A 17656-nucleotide genomic window follows, 5' to 3' on the forward strand; every position below is an offset into this window, starting at 1 on the left:
GCCAAATTCCGGAGGCCTTTGGGCCTATTGACGACGGTGCAGCTGCGGTCTGTACTTGCCCTGTAAGCCCGTCCCTGTTGTGTGAAGGAGCAGCGGTGGAGTCCGATGCTGCGGACGTCTTTTTGTAAACTCCTCGGAATTGACTACCCCATCATGCAGGCGGGAATGGGGCCCTTCGGGAGCGATGCAGCACTGGCTGCTGCTGTTTCCAACGCAGGCGCTTTGGGCAGCCTCGGCGGTGCACTTCGCACCGCCGAGGATCTTCGCGGCAGCATCCGGCGAATCCGGGAGCTCACCGGGCGGCCTTTCGCGGTGAACTTCACCCAGCCCTGGCTGCAGGGCCACCCCGAGTCCTTCGACATAGCTGTGGAGATGCAGGCGCCTGTGATTTCCATGGCGCTGGGCGATCCGTACGGGTTCCCGGCAAAGGTGCATGCAGCGGGTGGCCTTTTTGTACAGCAGGTCCACACTGTCCAGCAGGCCCGGCTGGCTGCGGACCGCGGCGCGGACGTGATCATTGCCCAGGGAGCTGAAGCCGGCGGGTTCGGCGGGAGTATCTCCACGTTGGTCCTGGTGCCGCAGGTGGTGGATGCGGTGAATCCCTTGCCGGTTCTGGCTGCGGGTGGAATTGCAGACGGCAGGGGCTTGGCGGCTGCCCTCATGCTGGGCGCCCAGGGAGCCAATATGGGGACGCGTTTCCTGGCGTCGACAGAAGCATCGATCAGCGAAGGCTGGAAACGCTCCCTGGTAGCCGCCGAAGCCCAGGACGCCGTCAAGGTGGAGGTCTGGGACGATATCTTCACGAAACCGGGGAGCGGTGCCTTCGATGTGGTTCCCCGCGCCCTGCGGACCCCTTTCATAGATCAGTGGCAACCCAACCGGGCTGGAGCGGTGCAGCAGTCGGCCCGGCTCCAGGAAGATATTGGAACGGGAATCCGGGAGGGGCGGATGGAGGAGTATGTACCATTCACCGGCCAGTCCGCGGGGCTGGTCAGCAGCATTCTCCCGGCCGCAGGGATCGTGCAGGAGCTCGTGGCTGGAGCCGTTGACGCATTGCGGCGTGCCCGGGAACTTGGTGTGTAAAAGGCCACCGCCTCGGAAGCACTACAGTGCAGCTATGACGAGCATGGATGCCCGCGGAACGGAATCGGCTGGCCCCGGGGTGACGGGCATTGTGCTGGCAGCCGGAGGCGGGACACGGCTGGGTTTGGGCCCCAAGGCCCTGTTGCCGTATCGCGGTCGGCCACTGGTTGAGGCCATCGCAGGCAGGCTGCTCGACGGCGGTTGCCGGGAAGTGGTGGTGGTCCTGGGGGCTGGAGCAGCTGATGTTGAGGCTGCTGCCCGTTTGGACCAGTGCCGCGTGCTGACCAACGTGGAATGGCAGTCAGGCATGGGCAGTTCCTTCCTGCTCGGGAACCAGGCCGCGGCTCCGCAGGATCACCTGCTGGTTGCGCTGGTGGACCAGCCGGGCCTGACCTCCGAAACCGTGGAGCGGCTGCTGGACCGCCACCGCCCCGGACGGATTACCGCTGCCGCCTATCGCCGACGCGACGGCCCCGGCGAGGGCGGGGACGCTGAACTCCAGCGCGGCCATCCCCTGCTCATCGACGTGTCCCTACGGGAAGCGGTGTGTGCAACAGTGAAGGGCGACGCCGGCGCACGCGGCTTCCTGCGGGCGCATCCGGAACTGGTGGATGAGGTGGATTGCAGCGACCAATCAACGGGTGAGGATGTGGATACCCCGGACCAGTTGGGGCTTCTCCGTTAGCAACCGAGGGTGGTCAGGCATGGGCGTGCAGGAACTTCTCAAGGGCATCCTCCCAGGGGGACGTGCCGTGGTGAACGATGTCGATGCTGCCCGGCTGTGGTCGTTCCGGCCACCTTGGTGGTTCCCAGTCCTGGTGTTCGCTTGTGTAGTGGCGGCCGGTGGGTGAGGTCCAGCCGGGTGGTTCGTTCGTGCTGGCCGGGGTGGGTTTCCAGGCGGTGGTGTGCCGGAGCCTGTGGTGTTTCGGGCAGGGCTGTCCCAGGTTGCTGATGCCGGTGGTGCCGCCGTGGTGCCAGGCGAGGAGATGGTCGGCCTCCGTGTCCAGGGAGGTGTTGCTGCAGCCCGGGAACGGGCATTTCCCGTCCCGCATCCGCAGCCAGGCCCGCATCGCCCTGGGAATCCGGTAACTCTTCCGGCCAATCTCCAACGGCGCCCCGTCCCGCGGGTCCACCAGGACCCGGTAGAACGAGCCCGCCCCGTCCGCGACCAGTCGCCGCGCCATCGACGCCGGCACCGGACCATACCCGTCCAGCATCGCCGGTTCATCGGTCAGGCCCATCAGCGCGAACACCGGAACCGTAACCAGGACCTCGGCGCGGACCGGCGACGAATGGTGGCCAGTTCCCGATGCGGCGCTGGTACCGCTGCCGCTGGTGCCGGCGCCCGGCCCCGCAGCAGCCACGACGCCGGCAGTGGCACGGCTGAGACTGGTGCTGCCGCCCCGGGTGTCGCCGCTGCCGAGGAGGGCTGCGGCGAAACTGTCGGCCCGCAGCTGGGGCATGGTCCTGTCCTCGGCCGGGCCCTGCAAACCCCGCGCGGCAGCGGTGAGCCGGTTCCACCCGGACATGGCCTGGTCCGCGGGCAGGTACGCGCCCAGCCACGCCATCCCGTCCCGGTCCGCCCGGAACTCCACCCGCCGCTCCGCCAACCCCTGGCATGCCGCTTCTCGATCGATTCGGCGTGGTGGCGTTCCCGCCAGGTCCGGGCCTTGACCCGGAACCGGTGCGCCGGCAGCTCCCCAACCGGGCAGCCGCGGGCGGCGTCCTGTGCTTCAGGGTCCAGGAAATGCGCCTCCAACGCCGCCGCCCCCGCCGCATCAAGGGACGCCGTCTCGTCTGCCAGCACTATCGCGTGCTGCCACGACAGGGTCCCTGACTGCAGCGCCTCCAAAGTCCGCGGCAATGAAACAGTCAGGGCGTGGGAGGTGGCCAGGAACGACGCCGCCGCCCGCGGACCCAGGGCCAGCACGCACCCGATCTCCGCCGCGACCGCCATTTCCTGCGCCACCATTGGCACGTCCGGCCCCGCCACAGCATTCGCAGCCTCCGCGTACCCCACTGCAGCCTTCGCCTTCAACCCCGCAACCCGCGCCTCGACCTCCCGGGCCCCGGCGAGGATGTCCAGGCACCCATCCGCCAAACCGGCCAGCGGATCAGAAACCGCATCAGCATCCGAGAACGCCTCCAGACCCGCCCCGTCCACCTCAGCCTGAAGCACAGCAAGGGCAGCGCGAATCTCCTCGAACGCCCTCACCACCGCCGCCTTCCCCATAAACCCATCATGACAAGGGGGTCCGACATTCTGGCCGTGAAGAGTCAGGTCAATCCTGCGGCCTTCCCTCAAGCAACTCCTCGAGTCCCCGCTTGAAGCCGGACCGGCCGCCATGGGCAGGATGCCGGATCTTAGGGGCAGCCAGGCCGCTGCGCTGCAGGCTGTGCTGGGCAACATTTCCCACTGCCACGATGGAGCTGATCCCGAAGATCTCCGCGAGCTCCTGCCAGAAGGATGTTCCGAGCTTGGTTTCCGAGGGTTTTGGTGTGCGGTTGGACAAGGGCTTGCCGGGCTGGTGGGGGTGCCAGGGGAAAGCACTCCAGAGCAGCGGTACGAAGTCCACTTCTTCGAGGACTTGCCACAGCACCGTTGCAGTAGGTTCGGCGGCTATTCCCGCGGCGTCCGGCGGCAGCACATAGCCTTTGCCGGGGCCGAAGAGTCCAAACCTGTTGACGGGACCTTCGATGATGGTCCTGTTGGTGAAGGGCACGCCCGTGATCCGCATGCCCCTAAAGCCCGGGGCCTCACCCACCAGCAGTACCCTGGGCCGCCGGTCCAGCATTTCCTGCAGGTAGATCTCAAGGTTGCGCCGGCGCAGCTCATTCGCCGGGACGGAACGGTTGAAGAAGTTGTTGCAGACCGGCCCGGCCTCGACGGCGGCCAGCCGCTCAACGAAGGCTTGAATTGCTGGCGCTGTCATCCGCCGGAGTGGTCCAGGATCGCCGCAACGCGTTCCGCTGCCGGTGCGTCCGCGCGGGACAGCCGGGCTTTCCGAAGGTTTTCGCGCACGATCCAGCGGACATCCTTGTCCTGGCTGGCTGCCCACCGCTCCAGCCGCGCGAAGCCCAGGGCAGGGGAAGCGGCCGCGGCAACGCTCCAGCAATAGCCGAGCCCCTGGCGCAGCACGCGGAATTGATCCAGCTTCCGCGATTCCGGGCCGGTTCCTTCGACCGACGCCGTGATCCGGTCGAGGGTTTCCACTGCCTTGGCTGCATCTTCCGGTACGCGGAGCAGCCGTGGTTCGCAGACCCCGGCTGCAAGGGCACGTTGGACCAGGGGCTTCCCGTCCACCCATTCCCTGGCCAACGCCCACAGTGCCCGCATGTCCGCGTCTCCCAGCCGCTGCAGGGCCATGGCAACACCTTCACGAACCCGCCAGCGCCCGTCCTCCGCCAAGACCCTTAGTGTTTCCGCGGCGCGCTGGTCACCCGCGGCAAGCAGGCGGCCGAGGCCGACAGCAGCGCACGTGGCAAGGTACTCGTCCGGACTGTCAACGAGCCGTCGGATGAGGCCGGGATCCGCCACGTCGGCGAACGCCGCAACCAGTTCAAGGTTGCCGCGCGGCCCCGGCAATCCTGACTCGGCGCGGAGGTACGCCTCCCATTGCGCCGACGGCAGCGCTTCCAGGACCGCCCGGTAGTCCGACGTCTTGGTCATCGTTCAACTCCCTGCCGCCCACAGGTGCTGCCTTACCAGCGGGGGTGGATGGCCTCACGGAAGTAGTGGTCGTAGATCCAGCGGACGCCGGCGTCGAACTCTTCGCTGATGCTGACCGTGGCCGCAGCGGCGTTCGCCCTGGCCTGATCCACGTTGCGCGCGCCGGGGATCACCGACGTGACGCCGTCCTGCGCGGCAATCCACGCAATGGCCGCCTGCGCGGTGGTGGCGCCCTCCGGCACCAGCTGTTCGAACTCCGCCACGGCTTTCAGGCCCAGTTCGTAGTCCACGCCGGAGAAAGTCTCGCCAACGTCGAACGCCTCGCCCTTGCGGTTGTAGTTCCGGTGGTCGTTCTCCGCGAAGGTGGTCTCTTTCGAGTACTTCCCGGACAGCAGGCCGGACGCCAGCGGCACGCGGGCGATGATGCCCACCCCGGCCGCTTTGGCGGCCGGAAGCACCTCGTCCAGCGGCTTGAGCCGGAAGGCGTTCAGGATGATCTGCACCGAGGCAGTTCCCTCGTGGCGGATGGCTTCGAGGGCCTCGTCCGTCCGCTCCACGCTGACGCCGTAGTTACGGATGGCGCCTTCGGCCACAAGGGTGTCCAGGGCGTCGTAGACCTCGTTGTTGCTGTAGACCGGGGTGGGCGGGCAATGCAGCTGGACCAGGTCCAGGGTGTCCATGCCCAGGTTTTTCCTTGAGCGGTCCACCCATTGGCGGAAATTGGCCAGCGTGTAGTTTTCCGGCCGCTGTTCCATCCGGCGGCCCATCTTGGTGGCCACCGTGACGCCGAGGCCCGGGTTGTCCGCCAGGAACTTCCCGATAGCCTGCTCACTCTTGCCGTCGCCATACACGTCTGCGGTGTCGAAGAGGGTGACCCCGGCCTCCACGGAGGCGGCGAGGATGGCCTGCGCCTGTGCCGGGTCCACGTTGCCCCAGTCCGCGCCGAGCTGCCAGGTGCCGAGCCCCACGATGGAGACGTTCCGTCCGGTCTTGCCTAAAATCCGCTGTTCCATCCCCTGACTATATGCAACGATGCAACCCGCAGTCAGGTTGCCCCGCTGCGAACACCTTTTGGGCCTTCCGCACGCACGGTGCGGGCAGGGCCCCGGCGTTATGACCGGGCGTGCTCGAGCTTGGGCACCAGCCCCGCCTCCTTCAGCCCCAGGTAGATGCGGTCCCGGGAAATTGGCAGCGACGCGAAGCGCACGCCCGTGGCGTTGCGGATGGCGTTGGCCAGCGCCGGCGCCACCGGGTTGAAGGGGCTTTCGCTCATCGACTTGGCCCCCAGCGGCCCCATCTTGTCGTTGGTGTCCGCGAAGTACACCTCGCTGCGCGGCACGTCCGCAAAAGTAGGGATGTGGTACTGCCGCAGGATGTCCGTGGTGACCTTTCCGGCGTCGTCCACCACCACCTCCTCGTAGAGCGTGGCGCCAAGGGCCTGGGCGATCCCACCTTCGATCTGGCCGCGGCACTGCCGCGGGTTGACCACCACGCCGGCGTCGGCCGCCTGCACGCTTTGCAGGATCTTCAGCTCGCCGGTGCCGCGGTTCACCGCCACCCGGAAGCCGTGCACATTGAATGCGACGGAGCGCGGAGTCCCGCCCCAGCGCCCCTCGGCGGCGAGTTCGACGCCGGCACTCTCCGCGGCCTGGGCCAGTTCAGACAGTGCCACGGGAGTCCCGTCGACCACCAGGACGTCGCCCTCAAGGACGCAGGCGGAGGCCTGGGTCTGCCGGATGCCGGCGGCGAATGCACGGATCCGGACGGCCAGTTCCTCTGCTGCGGCGAGGGTGGCTTTGCCGGCCACTACGGTGCCGGCCGAGCCGAAGGCACCGGTATCGTGCTCTACCAGGTCCGTGTCCGATTGCCGCACCGCCACCCTGGACGCTTCCGTGGAGAGGGCGGTAGCGGCAAGCTGGGCGTGCACCGTGGTGGTGCCGTTCCCGAACTCGGCGGTCCCGACGTCGGCCTGGTACGTTCCGTCCGGCAGGAGCCGGAGCCTTGAATGGGCAAAGTGGCCGCGCGGCGGCACGGTGTCGATCATGGACAGGGCCGTGCCTTCGCCCACCATCCAGTCAGGCCCCAGGTCCTCAAGGCCGGCCTGCCGGTAGCGTTCGCGGCCGCGGTCCAGCGCGTCCCTGACCAGGTCCAGGCATTGGTCCAGCCCGTAGCTGCCGTAATGGACGTCCTCTTCCGGGTCCGGCTGGGTGGACAGCATGTGGTCCCCTTCCCGGACCATGTTCCGGCGGCGGAACTCGAACGGGTCCATGCCGATCCCGGCGGCGAGCTCATCCATGGCGGACTCGACGGCGAAGATCATCTGGCTCAGCCCGTACCCGCGGAAAGCTCCGGACGGCACGGTGTTGGTGTACACAGAATGCGCGTCCACCTTCTTGTTCGCGCAGTTGTAGACCGCCAGCGATTCGCCGCAGCCGTGGAACATGACGCCGGGGCCGTGGTTTCCGTAGGCGCCGGTGTTGGTCACCACGTCCAGCTCCAGGGCCGTCAGCTTCCCGTCCTTGCTCGCTCCGGCCTTCAGCTTGATGGTGAAGGGGTGCCGGGTGGTGGTGGCGGTGAACTGTTCGGTGCGGGTCAGTTCCAGCTGGACGGGCCGCCCGAGCTTGAGGGCCGCGAGCGCCACGAGGTCCTCGGTGAGCACTTCCTGCTTGCCGCCGAACCCGCCGCCCACGCGGCCGGCCACCACATGCACTCTGTCCTCTTCCAGGCCGAAGATCCGGCACAGGGTGCGGCGGACCAGGAAGGGGACCTGGCTGGAGGTGCGCACCTGCAGCCGTCCTTCCGCGTCCACCGAGGCGATGGCTGCATGGGTTTCCAGTGCCACGTGCTGGACCCGCTGGGTTTGGTAGGTCTTTTCGTGGATGAAGTCGGCGGCAGCGAAACCGTCGGCCACGCTGCCCAGCTCCGAGTGGAGCTCCGCCACCACGTTCCGCTCAGGCCGGGCGATCCGGGAGCCTGCAGCATCCTTGCCACCGTGGACCAGCGGGGCGCCGGGCAGCAGTGCATCCTGCGGTGAGAGGACCGCCGGGAGTTCCTCATAGTCCACCCGGAGGGCACGGACGCCGGCTTCCGCGGCGCCCACCGATTCAGCCACGACGGCGGCCACCCGCTGCCCAATGAACCGGACCACGTCATCGAGCACCCGGGTGTCATCGGGGTCGTCCGTGAACAGCTCGTGTTGTGCGGTGGAGAACAGCTGTTCCGGGGCGTCTTCGGAGGTGAAGACGGCTACCACGCCGGGAACCCTCAGCGCCGCAGCCTTGTCGATGGACACCACCCGCGCGTGGGCATGGGGCGAACGGAGGATCTTCAGGTGCAGCAGCCCCTGCAGCTGCTCCGGCGGCACGTCCAGGGTGTACCGGGCAGCGCCCGTGACCACCGCGCGGCTGGCCGGCGCCGGGACGTCATCGCCCAGCCGGCCCGGCTCCGGATCCGGCTGCCCGTCCCCTGCGATGCCGGAGCCCGGCCCCTGGGGATCCGGGCGCCCGGCGTCCCCGCAGACGGCATCCGCGATGGCACGGTAGCCGGTGCACCGGCAGAGGTTGCCTTTGAGGTTCCGGGGCAGGTTCTCCTTCTGTTCATCTGTGAAGGTGGCGGCCGTCATCACCATGCCGGCCGTGCAGAAGCCGCACTGGAAGCCCTGGCGCTCCAGGAACTGCTGCTGCACCGGGTGGAGCTGCCCGTCGGGGCCGCCGGCACCCGCGAGCCCCTCGATAGTGGTGACGGCATGGCCCTCCGCCCGGACAGCCGGGTAGATGCAGCTGTGGACCGGGGTGCCGTCCACGTGCACCGTGCAGGCACCGCAGTCGCCGCCGTCACAGCCTTTCTTTACCCCAAGGTTTCCCTGCTCCCGCAGGAACGTGCGCAGGCACTGCCCGGGACGGGGTGCCGCGTCCGCGGAAATTCCGTTAATCTCGATGGCCATGCTCAGGCCCCTTTCGAAAGAGTTGTGGGCCCGGGCCCCGGCATCCCGCCGGTCCGGGGCGGCCAGAAGTCCCCGGACACAGCCAGTCCCGGCGTTCCCTGCGGCGCTGCCAGCTCGCCGCGGATTTCCTCGGCCAGCCGGTACGTCATGTCGCGGCGCCAGGCGGGCAGCCCGTGGATGTCGTCGTGGTAGAGCTCCGCCGGAATATGGTCATCGAGTCCGGCCGCCAGCCGGTCCGCGTCCGGCAGCGCGTCGAAGCGCAGCTGCACGGGCCGCTTGGTGGCGGCGGTGACGGTCAGCACCAGGGAGGTGCCGCCGTCGAGCCTTCCAATGAGCAGCACGCCGGACCGGCCCAGGTTGCTCAGGGACAGGCGGCGGAACGCCACGCGGGCGGAAAGGGCCGACGCCGGGAGGTGGACGCTGCGGAGCAGCTCACCGGGTGCCAGGGCGTTTTTCGCGTCGCCGGTGATGAAGTCCGCCACCGGAAGGGTGCGGCTGCCGCCATCCGGTGCGATGAGGGTGGCTGTGCCGTCCAGTCCGGCGCAAAGCGAAATGACGGGCCCGGCGGGCAGCGAGGTGCAGAGGTTGCCGCCCACGGTGGACATGTTCCACACCTTGAAGGAAGCCACGAAGGAGTCACAGCATGCCCGGACCAGGTCCAGCGCCCGCCAGCCGCGGTCCGACACATCCGGAAGCCCGGGAAGGCTGTACAGCCCGGCGATGGTGCAGGTGGCGGCAAGCTCGATCCCGTCGTCGGTGACGGTGATGGGCGTCCAGCCTGCGGCGCCGAGGTCCAGGAGCCGTTTGAGCGGCTGGGGCCCGAAGGCGTAGCTGCCGTAGGAGAAAAGGACCGTCCCGCCGGCAAGCCAGGCGTCGCCGTCGCGCCATTCCGCGGGGTCGGTGGTGCGGACCACCGCTTCAATGGTGTTCATGTCCATGCAATCTCCTGCTTGTCAGAGTCTGTAGGCGCCGGCGTGGGCGCGGGGTGGGGGTGGATGGTGCCGGAGGTTTCGCGCAGCGGCAGGCAGCTGGCGGCGCGGTTGCGGGCAGCGATGATTTCCGCGGTGATGGACACCGCCACTTCGGCGGGGGTGGCGGCACCAAGGTCCAGCCCGATGGGTGAGTGCAGCTGGGCGATCCGCTCCGGCGGGACACCCGCGCTGAGGAGTTCGCCCACCCGCTGGAGGTGGCTCCGGCGGGAGCCCATGGCGCCAACGTAGGCGAGGTCCAGGGCCAGCGCGGCTTCCAGCAACGGGATGTCGAACTTCGGATCATGGGTCAGGACGGCGGCCACGGTGCGGTGGTCCGTCCTGCCCGCAGCCGCTTCCGCCGCCAGGTACCGGTGCGGCCACTCGGCCACCACCTGGTCGGCGGCGGCAAAACGGGGCTGCCTGGCGAAGGCGGGCCGGGCATCAACCAGGGTCACGTGGTAGCCCAGCAGCTTCGCAGCCGGTACCAGCGCCGCGCCGAAGTCGTTGGCGCCGAACACCAGCATCCGCGGCGGGGCCAGCCGCGACTCCACGAGGACGGCGGACCCGTCCATAGGCTGCGCTGTCCGGTCTGGCAGACAGTCCCCTGCCCCGGGAATACTGACCAGTCCGGTGCCACCGAGGCGCAGGATGGCCTCCACCTGCAGTGCCGCCTCCCCCTGGAGGAAGGACAGCTCCGGGGATGCGGCCACGCCGGCCGTGGCGGGATGGTGCAGTACGACGGCGGCGCCTCCCGGGCTGCCCAGCAGCCGTACCAGGGCCATGGGTTGGTCCGGGCCGGGTTCGGCGAGTTGCAGCAGGGCGGTGCGCAGCGGATGGGCGGGTTCGGCCGGAACCGCGGCAGGCACCGGCTGGATGTGGATGTCCAGCCGTCCCCCGCAGGTGAGCCCGGCGGCGAAGGCGTCGGCGGCACTGAACCCGTAGGACTCAAGGCGCGGGCCGCCGTCGTCCATTGCCTCCTGGGCGAGCACCACCACGGCGCCTTCCACGCAGCCGCCGGAGAGGCTGCCCAGCACCTCGCCGGATTCGGTGACCAGCATGGATGTTCCCACCGGCCGGGGCACGGAACCGGACGCCGCCACGATGGTGGCAACGGCGAACTGCCCGTCTGCAAGCCGGTGCAGCCACGGGCCCAGCGAAGGGATCAGGTCAAGCATGGCGGCACTCCTTCTTCCGCGCGGCGGTGGTGTCCATTGTCGGTCCTGGCAGGGGCCGGGCCAAGGGTTGGCCCGGCCCCCGGTGTGGCTGGCGCAAGCTCAGCCTCCGAGCAGGTGGTTGATCGGACCGCGGGCGAAGTACACCAGGAACCCGATGCTCACCACCCACATCAGCGGATGGATTTTCTTCGCCTTGCCTGACGCAGCCCCGATGACGGCCCAGCTCACGAAGCCAACACCGATGCCGTTGGCGATCGAGTAGGTCAGCGGCATGGTGACGATGGTCAGGAATGCCGGCAGGGCCACGGTGAACTTGGTGAACTTGATCTCCCGGATCTGCGCCATCATCATCGCCCCCACCACCACCAGGGCGGCGGCCGCGACCTCGAGCGGCACCACGCTGGTGAGCGGGGTGAGGAACATCGAGCCGAGGAACAGCACGCCGGTGACCACCGAGGCCAGGCCGGTCCGTGCCCCTTCGCCGATGCCGGCGGCGGAGTCGATGTACACGGTGTTGGAGGAACCGGAGGTTGCCCCGCCCGCCACGGCGCCGAAGCCTTCCACGATGAAGGCCGCTTTCAGCCGCGGGAACGTGCCGTCCTTGTGGGCGACGCCGGCGCTCCTGGCCAGGCCGGTCATGGTTCCCATGGCGTCGAAGAAGTTGGTGAACACCAGCGTGAACACCAGCATGGTGGCGGCCAGGCCGCCGATCCGGGCGAACGAGCCGAACAGGTCGAACTGCCCCACCAAACCGAGGTCCGGTGCCGAGACCAGCCGGCCGGACAGGACGGGGGTGTTCAGGTGCCAGCCGCCGGGGTTGGTGGCGCTGGCCGGGCCAAGCTTCAGGACGGCTTCCACGACGGCGGCCAGCACGGTGGTGCCGACGATGCCGATGAGCAGGCCGCCCTGGACCTTGCGCGCCACCAGGATCCCCATGGCAAGGAGGCCGATGACGAAGACGAGCGTGGGTACCGAGGTGATGGAGCCGCCGTCGCCCAGTTGGACCGGCGGACCGCCTGCCGTGGGCCGGACGAAGCCGGAGTCCACGAAGCCGATGAAGGCGATGAACAGGCCGATGCCCACGGTGATGGCGGCCTTCAGTTCCTTGGGCACTGCCCGGAAGATGGCGGTCCGGGCGCCGGTGACGCCGAAGAGGACGATCAGGATGCCGTTGATCACCACCAGGCCCATGGCCTCGGGCCAGGTGACTTCCTGGATCACCGAGACCGCCAGGAAGGAGTTGATGCCCAGGCCGGCGGCAAGTCCGAAGGGCAGGTTGGCGATGAGGCCAAAGAGGATGGTCATGACGCCGGCGGTGAGGCCGGTGACGGCACCCACCTGGGCTGCGGATAGCCAGCCCCCGGCGACGTCGGTGGGGGCGTTGTCCGCGCTGAACCCGCCGAGGATGAGGGGGTTCAGGATGACGATGTACGCCATGGTGAAGAAGGTGACCAGGCCCCCGCGGAATTCGCGGGCAAGGGTTGAGCCGCGCCGGGTGACCTGGAAGAAGCGGTCCAGGAAGGATTCCGGGGCCGGCGGCAGCGGGACGTGCGGTCCCTGTGCCGAAGTGCGCGGCGCCCGCCGGGGGGTGCTGGTGGTTGGAGCCGGATGCTCCTCGTGGGAATGGTCCAGGATGGTCATCCCAGCCGCCTAGTAGTCGATCCTGGATTCGAGCGTGTTCCAGGTGTTGAACGGCTCCAGTGGTGCCGGGGCCTGGGGATCGCCCAGCTCCAGTTTGGATACCGGCATCAGGGAGTCCCTGTCCTGGTTTTCGAAGTATTCGTAGAAGACGGCGTCGTCAAAGCCGACGGAGGCGGCGTCGTGGCGGTCCGCGGCGTAGACCACGCGGCCCACCCGGGCCCAAAGTGCGGACGCCAGGCACATGGGGCATGGCTCGCAGCTGGTGTACAGGACTGCGCCGCTGAGGTCGAAGGTGCCCAGTTCGCGGCAGGCGGTGCGGATGGCGGTGACTTCGGCGTGGGCGGTGGGATCGTTGTCCGCTGTGACACGGTTGACGCCGTCGAACGTTTGGCCGTCCGCCGTGACGATCATGGCGCCGAACGGGCCTCCGCTGTTAAGGACGTTGGCCGTTGCCAGCCGGATGGAGCGGGCCAGAAATTGTTCGGCCGTGACGGTGGTACTCATGATGCGACTTCCTTTTGCCGGGAAGCCTGATGCCGTGCAGTATCAGTAGAACCAGGTGCGAACGGTTACCAGGCTTCAGCATGTGCTGTGAAGGTTAAGTTGCGCCTGGTAGATAGCTTCCCCGAGGAGGGGCGCCCGCCTTTGGCAGAATCGAGATTAGCACCGCTTTGTGGGCTGCGCCATAGTTTTCTGGAAATTTAATTTCGCAATGTGAAATCCATGTTTCGACGCCTTCACGGCGGATGCCGCCACGCAGTCACAATCACTTCCATTGACGCAGGTGGAGGCCCTTTCCTAGTCTGATCCCACCCGTCCTGCCTGCAGGTGGCGGGCACCTGGATCAGCAGACAGGGCCTCACTGAGCTGGAACAACTGCCACTGCGCCCAGAACAGGACATCCCATGCCCCAGCCCCATCCAGCGCCCGCCTCCCGCCTGTGGATCCGGAGCCCCCTGGCCGCCTTCACCGCCAACACTCTTGACGCCTCGGGTGGCGTGGTGGTCAACGGCGGAGTGATTGAAGAAGTCCTGGCAGCGGGGCAGAAGCCGGCCGCGCCCTGCACCGAAACGTTCGACGCCGGCAGCCACGTCCTGCTGCCGGGCCTGGTCAACACGCACCACCACTTCTACCAAACCCTCACCCGGGCCTGGGGTCCGGTGGCCAACGCCCCGCTGTTCCCGTGGCTGCAGAACCTTTATCCGGTGTGGGCCCGGCTGACGCCGAAAGACCTGGAACTGGCCACCACGGTGGCCCTTGCCGAACTGCTGCTCTCGGGCTGCACCACCGCTGCCGACCACCACTACCTTTTTCCCGCGGGCCTTGAGGACGCCATTGACATTGAAGTGGAGGCGGTGCGCCGGCTGGGCATGCGGGCCACCCTCACCCGCGGGTCCATGACCCTGGGAACGGACGACGGCGGCCTGCCGCCGCAGTCCACCGTGCAGGCCCCGGAAGTGGTGCTGGCGGACAGCGAGCGCCTGGTGGGCCGGTACCACGAGCGCGGCGATGACGCGGTGATCCAGATTGCGCTGGCGCCGTGCTCCCCGTTCTCGGTAACCAAGGAGATCATGGCCGAAAGCGCGGCCCTCGCCGGGCGGCTGGACGTCCGGCTGCACACCCACCTGGCAGAAACCCTCGACGAGGAGGACTTCTGCCGGGAGATGTTCGGGCTGCGGACGGTGGACTACCTGGACAGCGTCGGCTGGTTGACGGACCGCACCTGGCTGGGCCACGGCATCCATTTCAGCGACGCGGAGATCGCCCGGCTGGGTGCCGCGGGGACCGCGGTGGCGCATTGCCCCACCTCCAATATGCGTCTGGCGTCAGGCACCGCCCGGGTCCTGGAACTGGAAGACGCCGGAGTTCCGGTGGGGCTGGGCGTTGACGGTTCGGCATCCAATGACGCCTCCAACATGATCCTGGAAGCGCGGCAGGCCCTCTACCTCCAGCGGCTGCGGTACGGGGCCGACGTACCGGTGGAACGGGCCCTGGGCTGGGCCACCCGCGGATCCGCCGCGGTCCTGGGCAGAACCGGACTGGGCCAGCTGGCACCCGGGATGCAGGCGGACCTGGCACTCTTCCGGCTCGACGACCTGCGTTTCTCCGGCAGCCACGATCCCGTGGCCGCCCTCCTCCTGTGCGCCGCGGACCGGGCGGACCGGGTGATGGTCGGCGGGCAGTGGCGTGTGGTGGACGGCCAGGTTCCGGGATTGGACGTGGCGGGGCTCATCGCGGAGCACTCCGCCGCGGCACGACGCCTGATAAACGGCTGACAGGGATACTGGCCGCTGCTACCGTGGCGGCATGACTCCGTCAAAGACGCCGGCCGAAGTCCTGGATATCGAGGGTGTTGAGGTCCGGATCTCCAGCCCGGACAAGGTGGTATTCCCCCAGCCGGGGCTGACCAAGCTTGACCTCGTGCGCTATTACCTGGCTGTGGCGGACGGAGCGCTGCGGGGTGCGGGAGGGCGGCCGATGGTGCTCAAGCGGTTTCCCAAGGGGATCGACGCGGAGCCGTTCTTCCAGAAGCGCGTCCCGGAAAACCACCCGCCCTTTATTGACACCACCACGCTGCATTACGCGTCCGGGACCTCGGCGGAGGAGGCAGTGATCCGCGATGCGGCCGGCCTGGCCTGGGTGATCAACCTCGGCTGCCTTGACCTGAACCCGCACCCGGTCCGGGCAGAGGACCTGGAACACCCGGACGAACTCCGCGTGGACCTGGACCCCATGCCGGGAGTGGACTGGCCGCAGATCGTGGACGTGGCCTACGTGGCGCAGGAGGTCCTGGCGGACGTGGGCCTGGAGGGGTGGCCGAAGACCAGCGGTTCGCGGGGGCTGCACATCCTGGTGCGCATTGCCCCGGAGTGGTCCTACCGCGATGTCCGGCTCGCTGCGGAAACCCTGGCCCGGGAGGTGGAAAACCGCGCTCCCGGACTCGCCACGGCACGGTGGTGGAAGGAGGAGCGCGGCGAGAGCGTGTTCGTGGACTTCAACCAGAACGCCAAGGACCGCACCGTGGCCTCCGCCTATTCAGTCAGGCCGCTGCCCGATGCCCGGGTCTCGGCGCCGCTTACCTGGGAAGAGGTGCGCACCGCCAGGCCGGAACAGTTCACGGTGCCCACCGTCCTGGAGCGGTTCGCCGAGATCGGCGATCCGCATGCGGGTATTGACGGCGCGGTGGGCAGGCTCGATGGACTCCTGGCCCTTGCCGAAAAACTGGGTCCCGCAGAGAAGGCACCGCGCGGCGGCAACGGATCCGGACGCCGGCAGTCGGTGATGCCGCTCATCGAAGTGGCCCGGACCAGGACCAAGCCCGAGGCGCTCGCCGCGCTCGATGAATGGAGGTCCCGGCACGCCGGAGTCGTGGCGGCCCTTCAGCCCGCCGATGTCCTTGTGGACGGGATGCGTGGATCCAGCTCGCTCTGGTACCGGGTGCGGGTAAACCTGCAGCATGTACCCGAGGCGGACCGGCCGCCCCAGGAGGAGCTCGTCGCGGACTACGACCCCTGGGCGGGCAAGCAGTGGCCCGGAGGCCCCGGCTCCTGACGCCCGGCCAGGGGTCAGCGGCGGCCAGGGGTCAGCGGCGGCCGGGGTCAGCGGCGCCCGAACACCGGAAGGGCGCGGAGCCAGCGTGAAAAGCCTCCGGACCGCCGCTCGTGGTCGGCCGGAATGTAGAAGTCGGGATCACTGGCTCCGAAGGGCAGGTACAACTCCTGGCCCGGCGCCGGGAATTCCACAACCTGGTTCTGTTCCTGGGGGTTCATCTGCTCCTCCTGTTCCTATAGCGTTTCCGTATCTCGGAATTTATTTATTGCTATATGAAAAGTGTAGGTAGTGGAGCAGCTTGACGTCAACGGTTCCGTCAATGGTGCTCCGGGGCCGGCTGGGCATACGGCAGTCATAAAATGATTTTTGGCCTTGTGATGTACACCACCGGTTTGCGGAGGTACGCTGTTAGGCAACTCGTGGCGCACGTCACGTAACCTGGGAGCAGCAGGCAGGGTCGTAATGAGCTGGCATCAACGGATGCCGGCTCTTTTTTGTTGGGTCGGCTCCATCGGAAACGCGCATGAAATGCGCGCTTAATTTCAGTGATGGAACCTAGGTTCCACTTACCGGAAGTTGGGAAAAGACCATGAGCAGCAAGATCATCCTCGGCGAAAACCAGTACGGCAAGGCAGAAGTGCGCGTCGTCAAGATCACCCGCGACACCAACCGCCACGAGATCGAGGACCTGAACGTCACCTCGCAGCTGCGGGGCGACTTTGCCGCGGCCCACCTTGAGGGCGACAACGCCCACGTGGTGGCCACTGACACCCAGAAAAACACCATCTACGCCTTCGCCCGTGAGGGCATCGGCTCGCCGGAGGCGTTCCTGCTGCGCCTCGGCGAGCACTTCACGTCCAGCTTCGACTGGGTCACCGGCGGCCGCTGGGAAGCCGAGTCCTACGCATGGAACCGGATCCAGGCCCACGGCAGCGAACACGACCACTCGTTCGTCCGCAACGGCCAGGAAGTCCGGACCGCCGTCCTGGTCCGTGACGGGGCCACCAGCCACCTGATTTCCGGGCTGAAGGACCTCACCGTCCTCAAGTCCACCCAGTCCGGCTTTGTCGGCTACCCCCGGGACCGCTACACCACGCTTCCCGAGACCACCGACCGCATCCTTGCAACGGACGTTTCGGCCCGCTGGCGCTTCAAGACCGGCACCGATTTCAGCGCGCTGGACTTCAACAAGAGCTACGACGACGTCAAGGGCCTCCTGCTCGAAGGCTTCACGGAAAAGTACTCCCATGCACTGCAGCAGACCCTGTTCGACATGGGCGCCAAGGTCCTGGAGGCGCACAGCGAAATCGACGAGATCAAGTTCTCCATGCCCAACAAGCACCACTTCCTGGTGGACCTTTCCCCATTCGGCCTGGACAACCCCAATGAGGTCTTTTACGCGGCCGACCGCCCGTACGGCCTGATCGAGGCCACCGTCCAGCGCGAGGACGCTGCGGCGGCCCCGGCCGCCTGGTCGGGTATCGCCGGCTTCTGCTAAAGCACGACAACAGGTTTCGACGGGCCCAACCACCATTGGCGGCTGGGCCCGTCGAGGCCACCCCACAGCTTCACCTGTTAGCCAGACAACGTTAGCCAGACGATGACGTCTGCCATGAACCAA

The 17656-nt window shown here is 67.8% G+C and carries 14 protein-coding genes and 1 pseudogene; 5 read left to right on the plus strand and 10 right to left on the minus strand.

The features are described 5' to 3' along the window. Positions 1-153: 153 nt before the first annotated feature. Complete coding sequence (locus LDO86_RS16840) at positions 154-1083, plus strand: nitronate monooxygenase (RefSeq protein WP_196804804.1); 930 nt, start codon at positions 154-156, stop codon at positions 1081-1083. A 34-nt stretch (positions 1084-1117) separates the two neighbouring features. Continuing rightward, a complete protein-coding gene (gene nboR / locus LDO86_RS16845) occupies positions 1118-1768 on the plus strand; it encodes a nicotine blue oxidoreductase (RefSeq protein ID WP_018772266.1) in 651 nt (216 codons plus the stop codon). 13 nt (positions 1769-1781) lie between these two features. Here the strand turns inward: nboR and LDO86_RS16850 are convergent. The 9 genes and pseudogenes from LDO86_RS16850 to LDO86_RS16895 all read right to left on the minus strand — a co-directional run bounded on the left by LDO86_RS16850 (position 1782) and on the right by LDO86_RS16895 (position 12987). Next, positions 1782-3316 (minus strand): annotated as a pseudogene (locus LDO86_RS16850) (DUF222 domain-containing protein). A gap of 49 nt (positions 3317-3365) precedes the next feature. After that, on the minus strand, positions 3366-4016 hold the full coding sequence (locus tag LDO86_RS16860; RefSeq protein WP_018769709.1) for a uracil-DNA glycosylase: 651 nt from the start codon (positions 4014-4016) through the stop codon (positions 3366-3368). After that, positions 4013-4753, minus strand: coding sequence for a HEAT repeat domain-containing protein (locus LDO86_RS16865; RefSeq protein WP_018769708.1), 741 nt, complete (start codon positions 4751-4753; stop codon positions 4013-4015). Before LDO86_RS16865 ends, LDO86_RS16860 begins: the two co-directional genes overlap by 4 nt. A gap of 32 nt (positions 4754-4785) precedes the next feature. Continuing rightward, positions 4786-5766 (minus strand): aldo/keto reductase, encoded by a 981-nt coding sequence (locus LDO86_RS16870; protein ID WP_018769707.1) that lies wholly within the window; start codon positions 5764-5766, stop codon positions 4786-4788. 98 nt (positions 5767-5864) lie between these two features. After that, the gene (locus LDO86_RS16875; protein ID WP_018769706.1) at positions 5865-8696 is read right to left on the minus strand and encodes a molybdopterin cofactor-binding domain-containing protein; all 2832 of its coding nucleotides are present in this window, start codon (positions 8694-8696) and stop codon (positions 5865-5867) included. Between the two features lie 2 nt (positions 8697-8698). Continuing rightward, the gene (locus LDO86_RS16880) at positions 8699-9634 is read right to left on the minus strand and encodes an FAD binding domain-containing protein (protein ID WP_018769705.1); all 936 of its coding nucleotides are present in this window, start codon (positions 9632-9634) and stop codon (positions 8699-8701) included. Continuing rightward, a complete protein-coding gene (locus LDO86_RS16885; RefSeq protein ID WP_018769704.1) occupies positions 9625-10842 on the minus strand; it encodes an XdhC/CoxI family protein in 1218 nt (405 codons plus the stop codon). The genes LDO86_RS16880 and LDO86_RS16885 overlap by 10 nt, the downstream gene beginning before the upstream one ends. A gap of 99 nt (positions 10843-10941) precedes the next feature. Then, on the minus strand, positions 10942-12483 hold the full coding sequence (locus tag LDO86_RS16890; RefSeq protein ID WP_018769703.1) for an NCS2 family permease: 1542 nt from the start codon (positions 12481-12483) through the stop codon (positions 10942-10944). Positions 12484-12492: 9 nt separating this feature from the next. Then, entirely contained in the window at positions 12493-12987 is a 495-nt protein-coding gene (locus LDO86_RS16895; RefSeq protein ID WP_018769702.1) for a nucleoside deaminase, read from the minus strand. Between the two features lie 401 nt (positions 12988-13388). Between LDO86_RS16895 and LDO86_RS16900 the strand changes: the two genes are divergently transcribed. Together LDO86_RS16900 and ligD are read left to right on the plus strand one after the other, a co-directional pair. Continuing rightward, a complete protein-coding gene (locus tag LDO86_RS16900; protein ID WP_018769701.1) occupies positions 13389-14759 on the plus strand; it encodes an 8-oxoguanine deaminase in 1371 nt (456 codons plus the stop codon). A gap of 31 nt (positions 14760-14790) precedes the next feature. Next, positions 14791-16035: a non-homologous end-joining DNA ligase gene (gene ligD / locus LDO86_RS16905; RefSeq protein ID WP_018769700.1), complete on the plus strand. Its 1245-nt coding sequence runs from the start codon at positions 14791-14793 to the stop codon at positions 16033-16035. 47 nt (positions 16036-16082) lie between these two features. Here ligD and LDO86_RS16910 read toward each other — a convergent pair whose 3' ends face one another. Then, positions 16083-16253, minus strand: coding sequence for a hypothetical protein (locus LDO86_RS16910; protein ID WP_018769699.1), 171 nt, complete (start codon positions 16251-16253; stop codon positions 16083-16085). A gap of 371 nt (positions 16254-16624) precedes the next feature. Here LDO86_RS16910 and pucL point away from each other — a divergent pair, with 371 nt between their 5' ends. Then, positions 16625-17533 (plus strand): factor-independent urate hydroxylase, encoded by a 909-nt coding sequence (gene pucL / locus LDO86_RS16915; RefSeq protein WP_018769698.1) that lies wholly within the window; start codon positions 16625-16627, stop codon positions 17531-17533. Positions 17534-17656: the final 123 nt, after the last annotated feature.

The organism is Arthrobacter sp. StoSoilB19 (assembly GCF_019977275.1).
Lineage (GTDB): Bacteria > Actinomycetota > Actinomycetes > Actinomycetales > Micrococcaceae > Arthrobacter.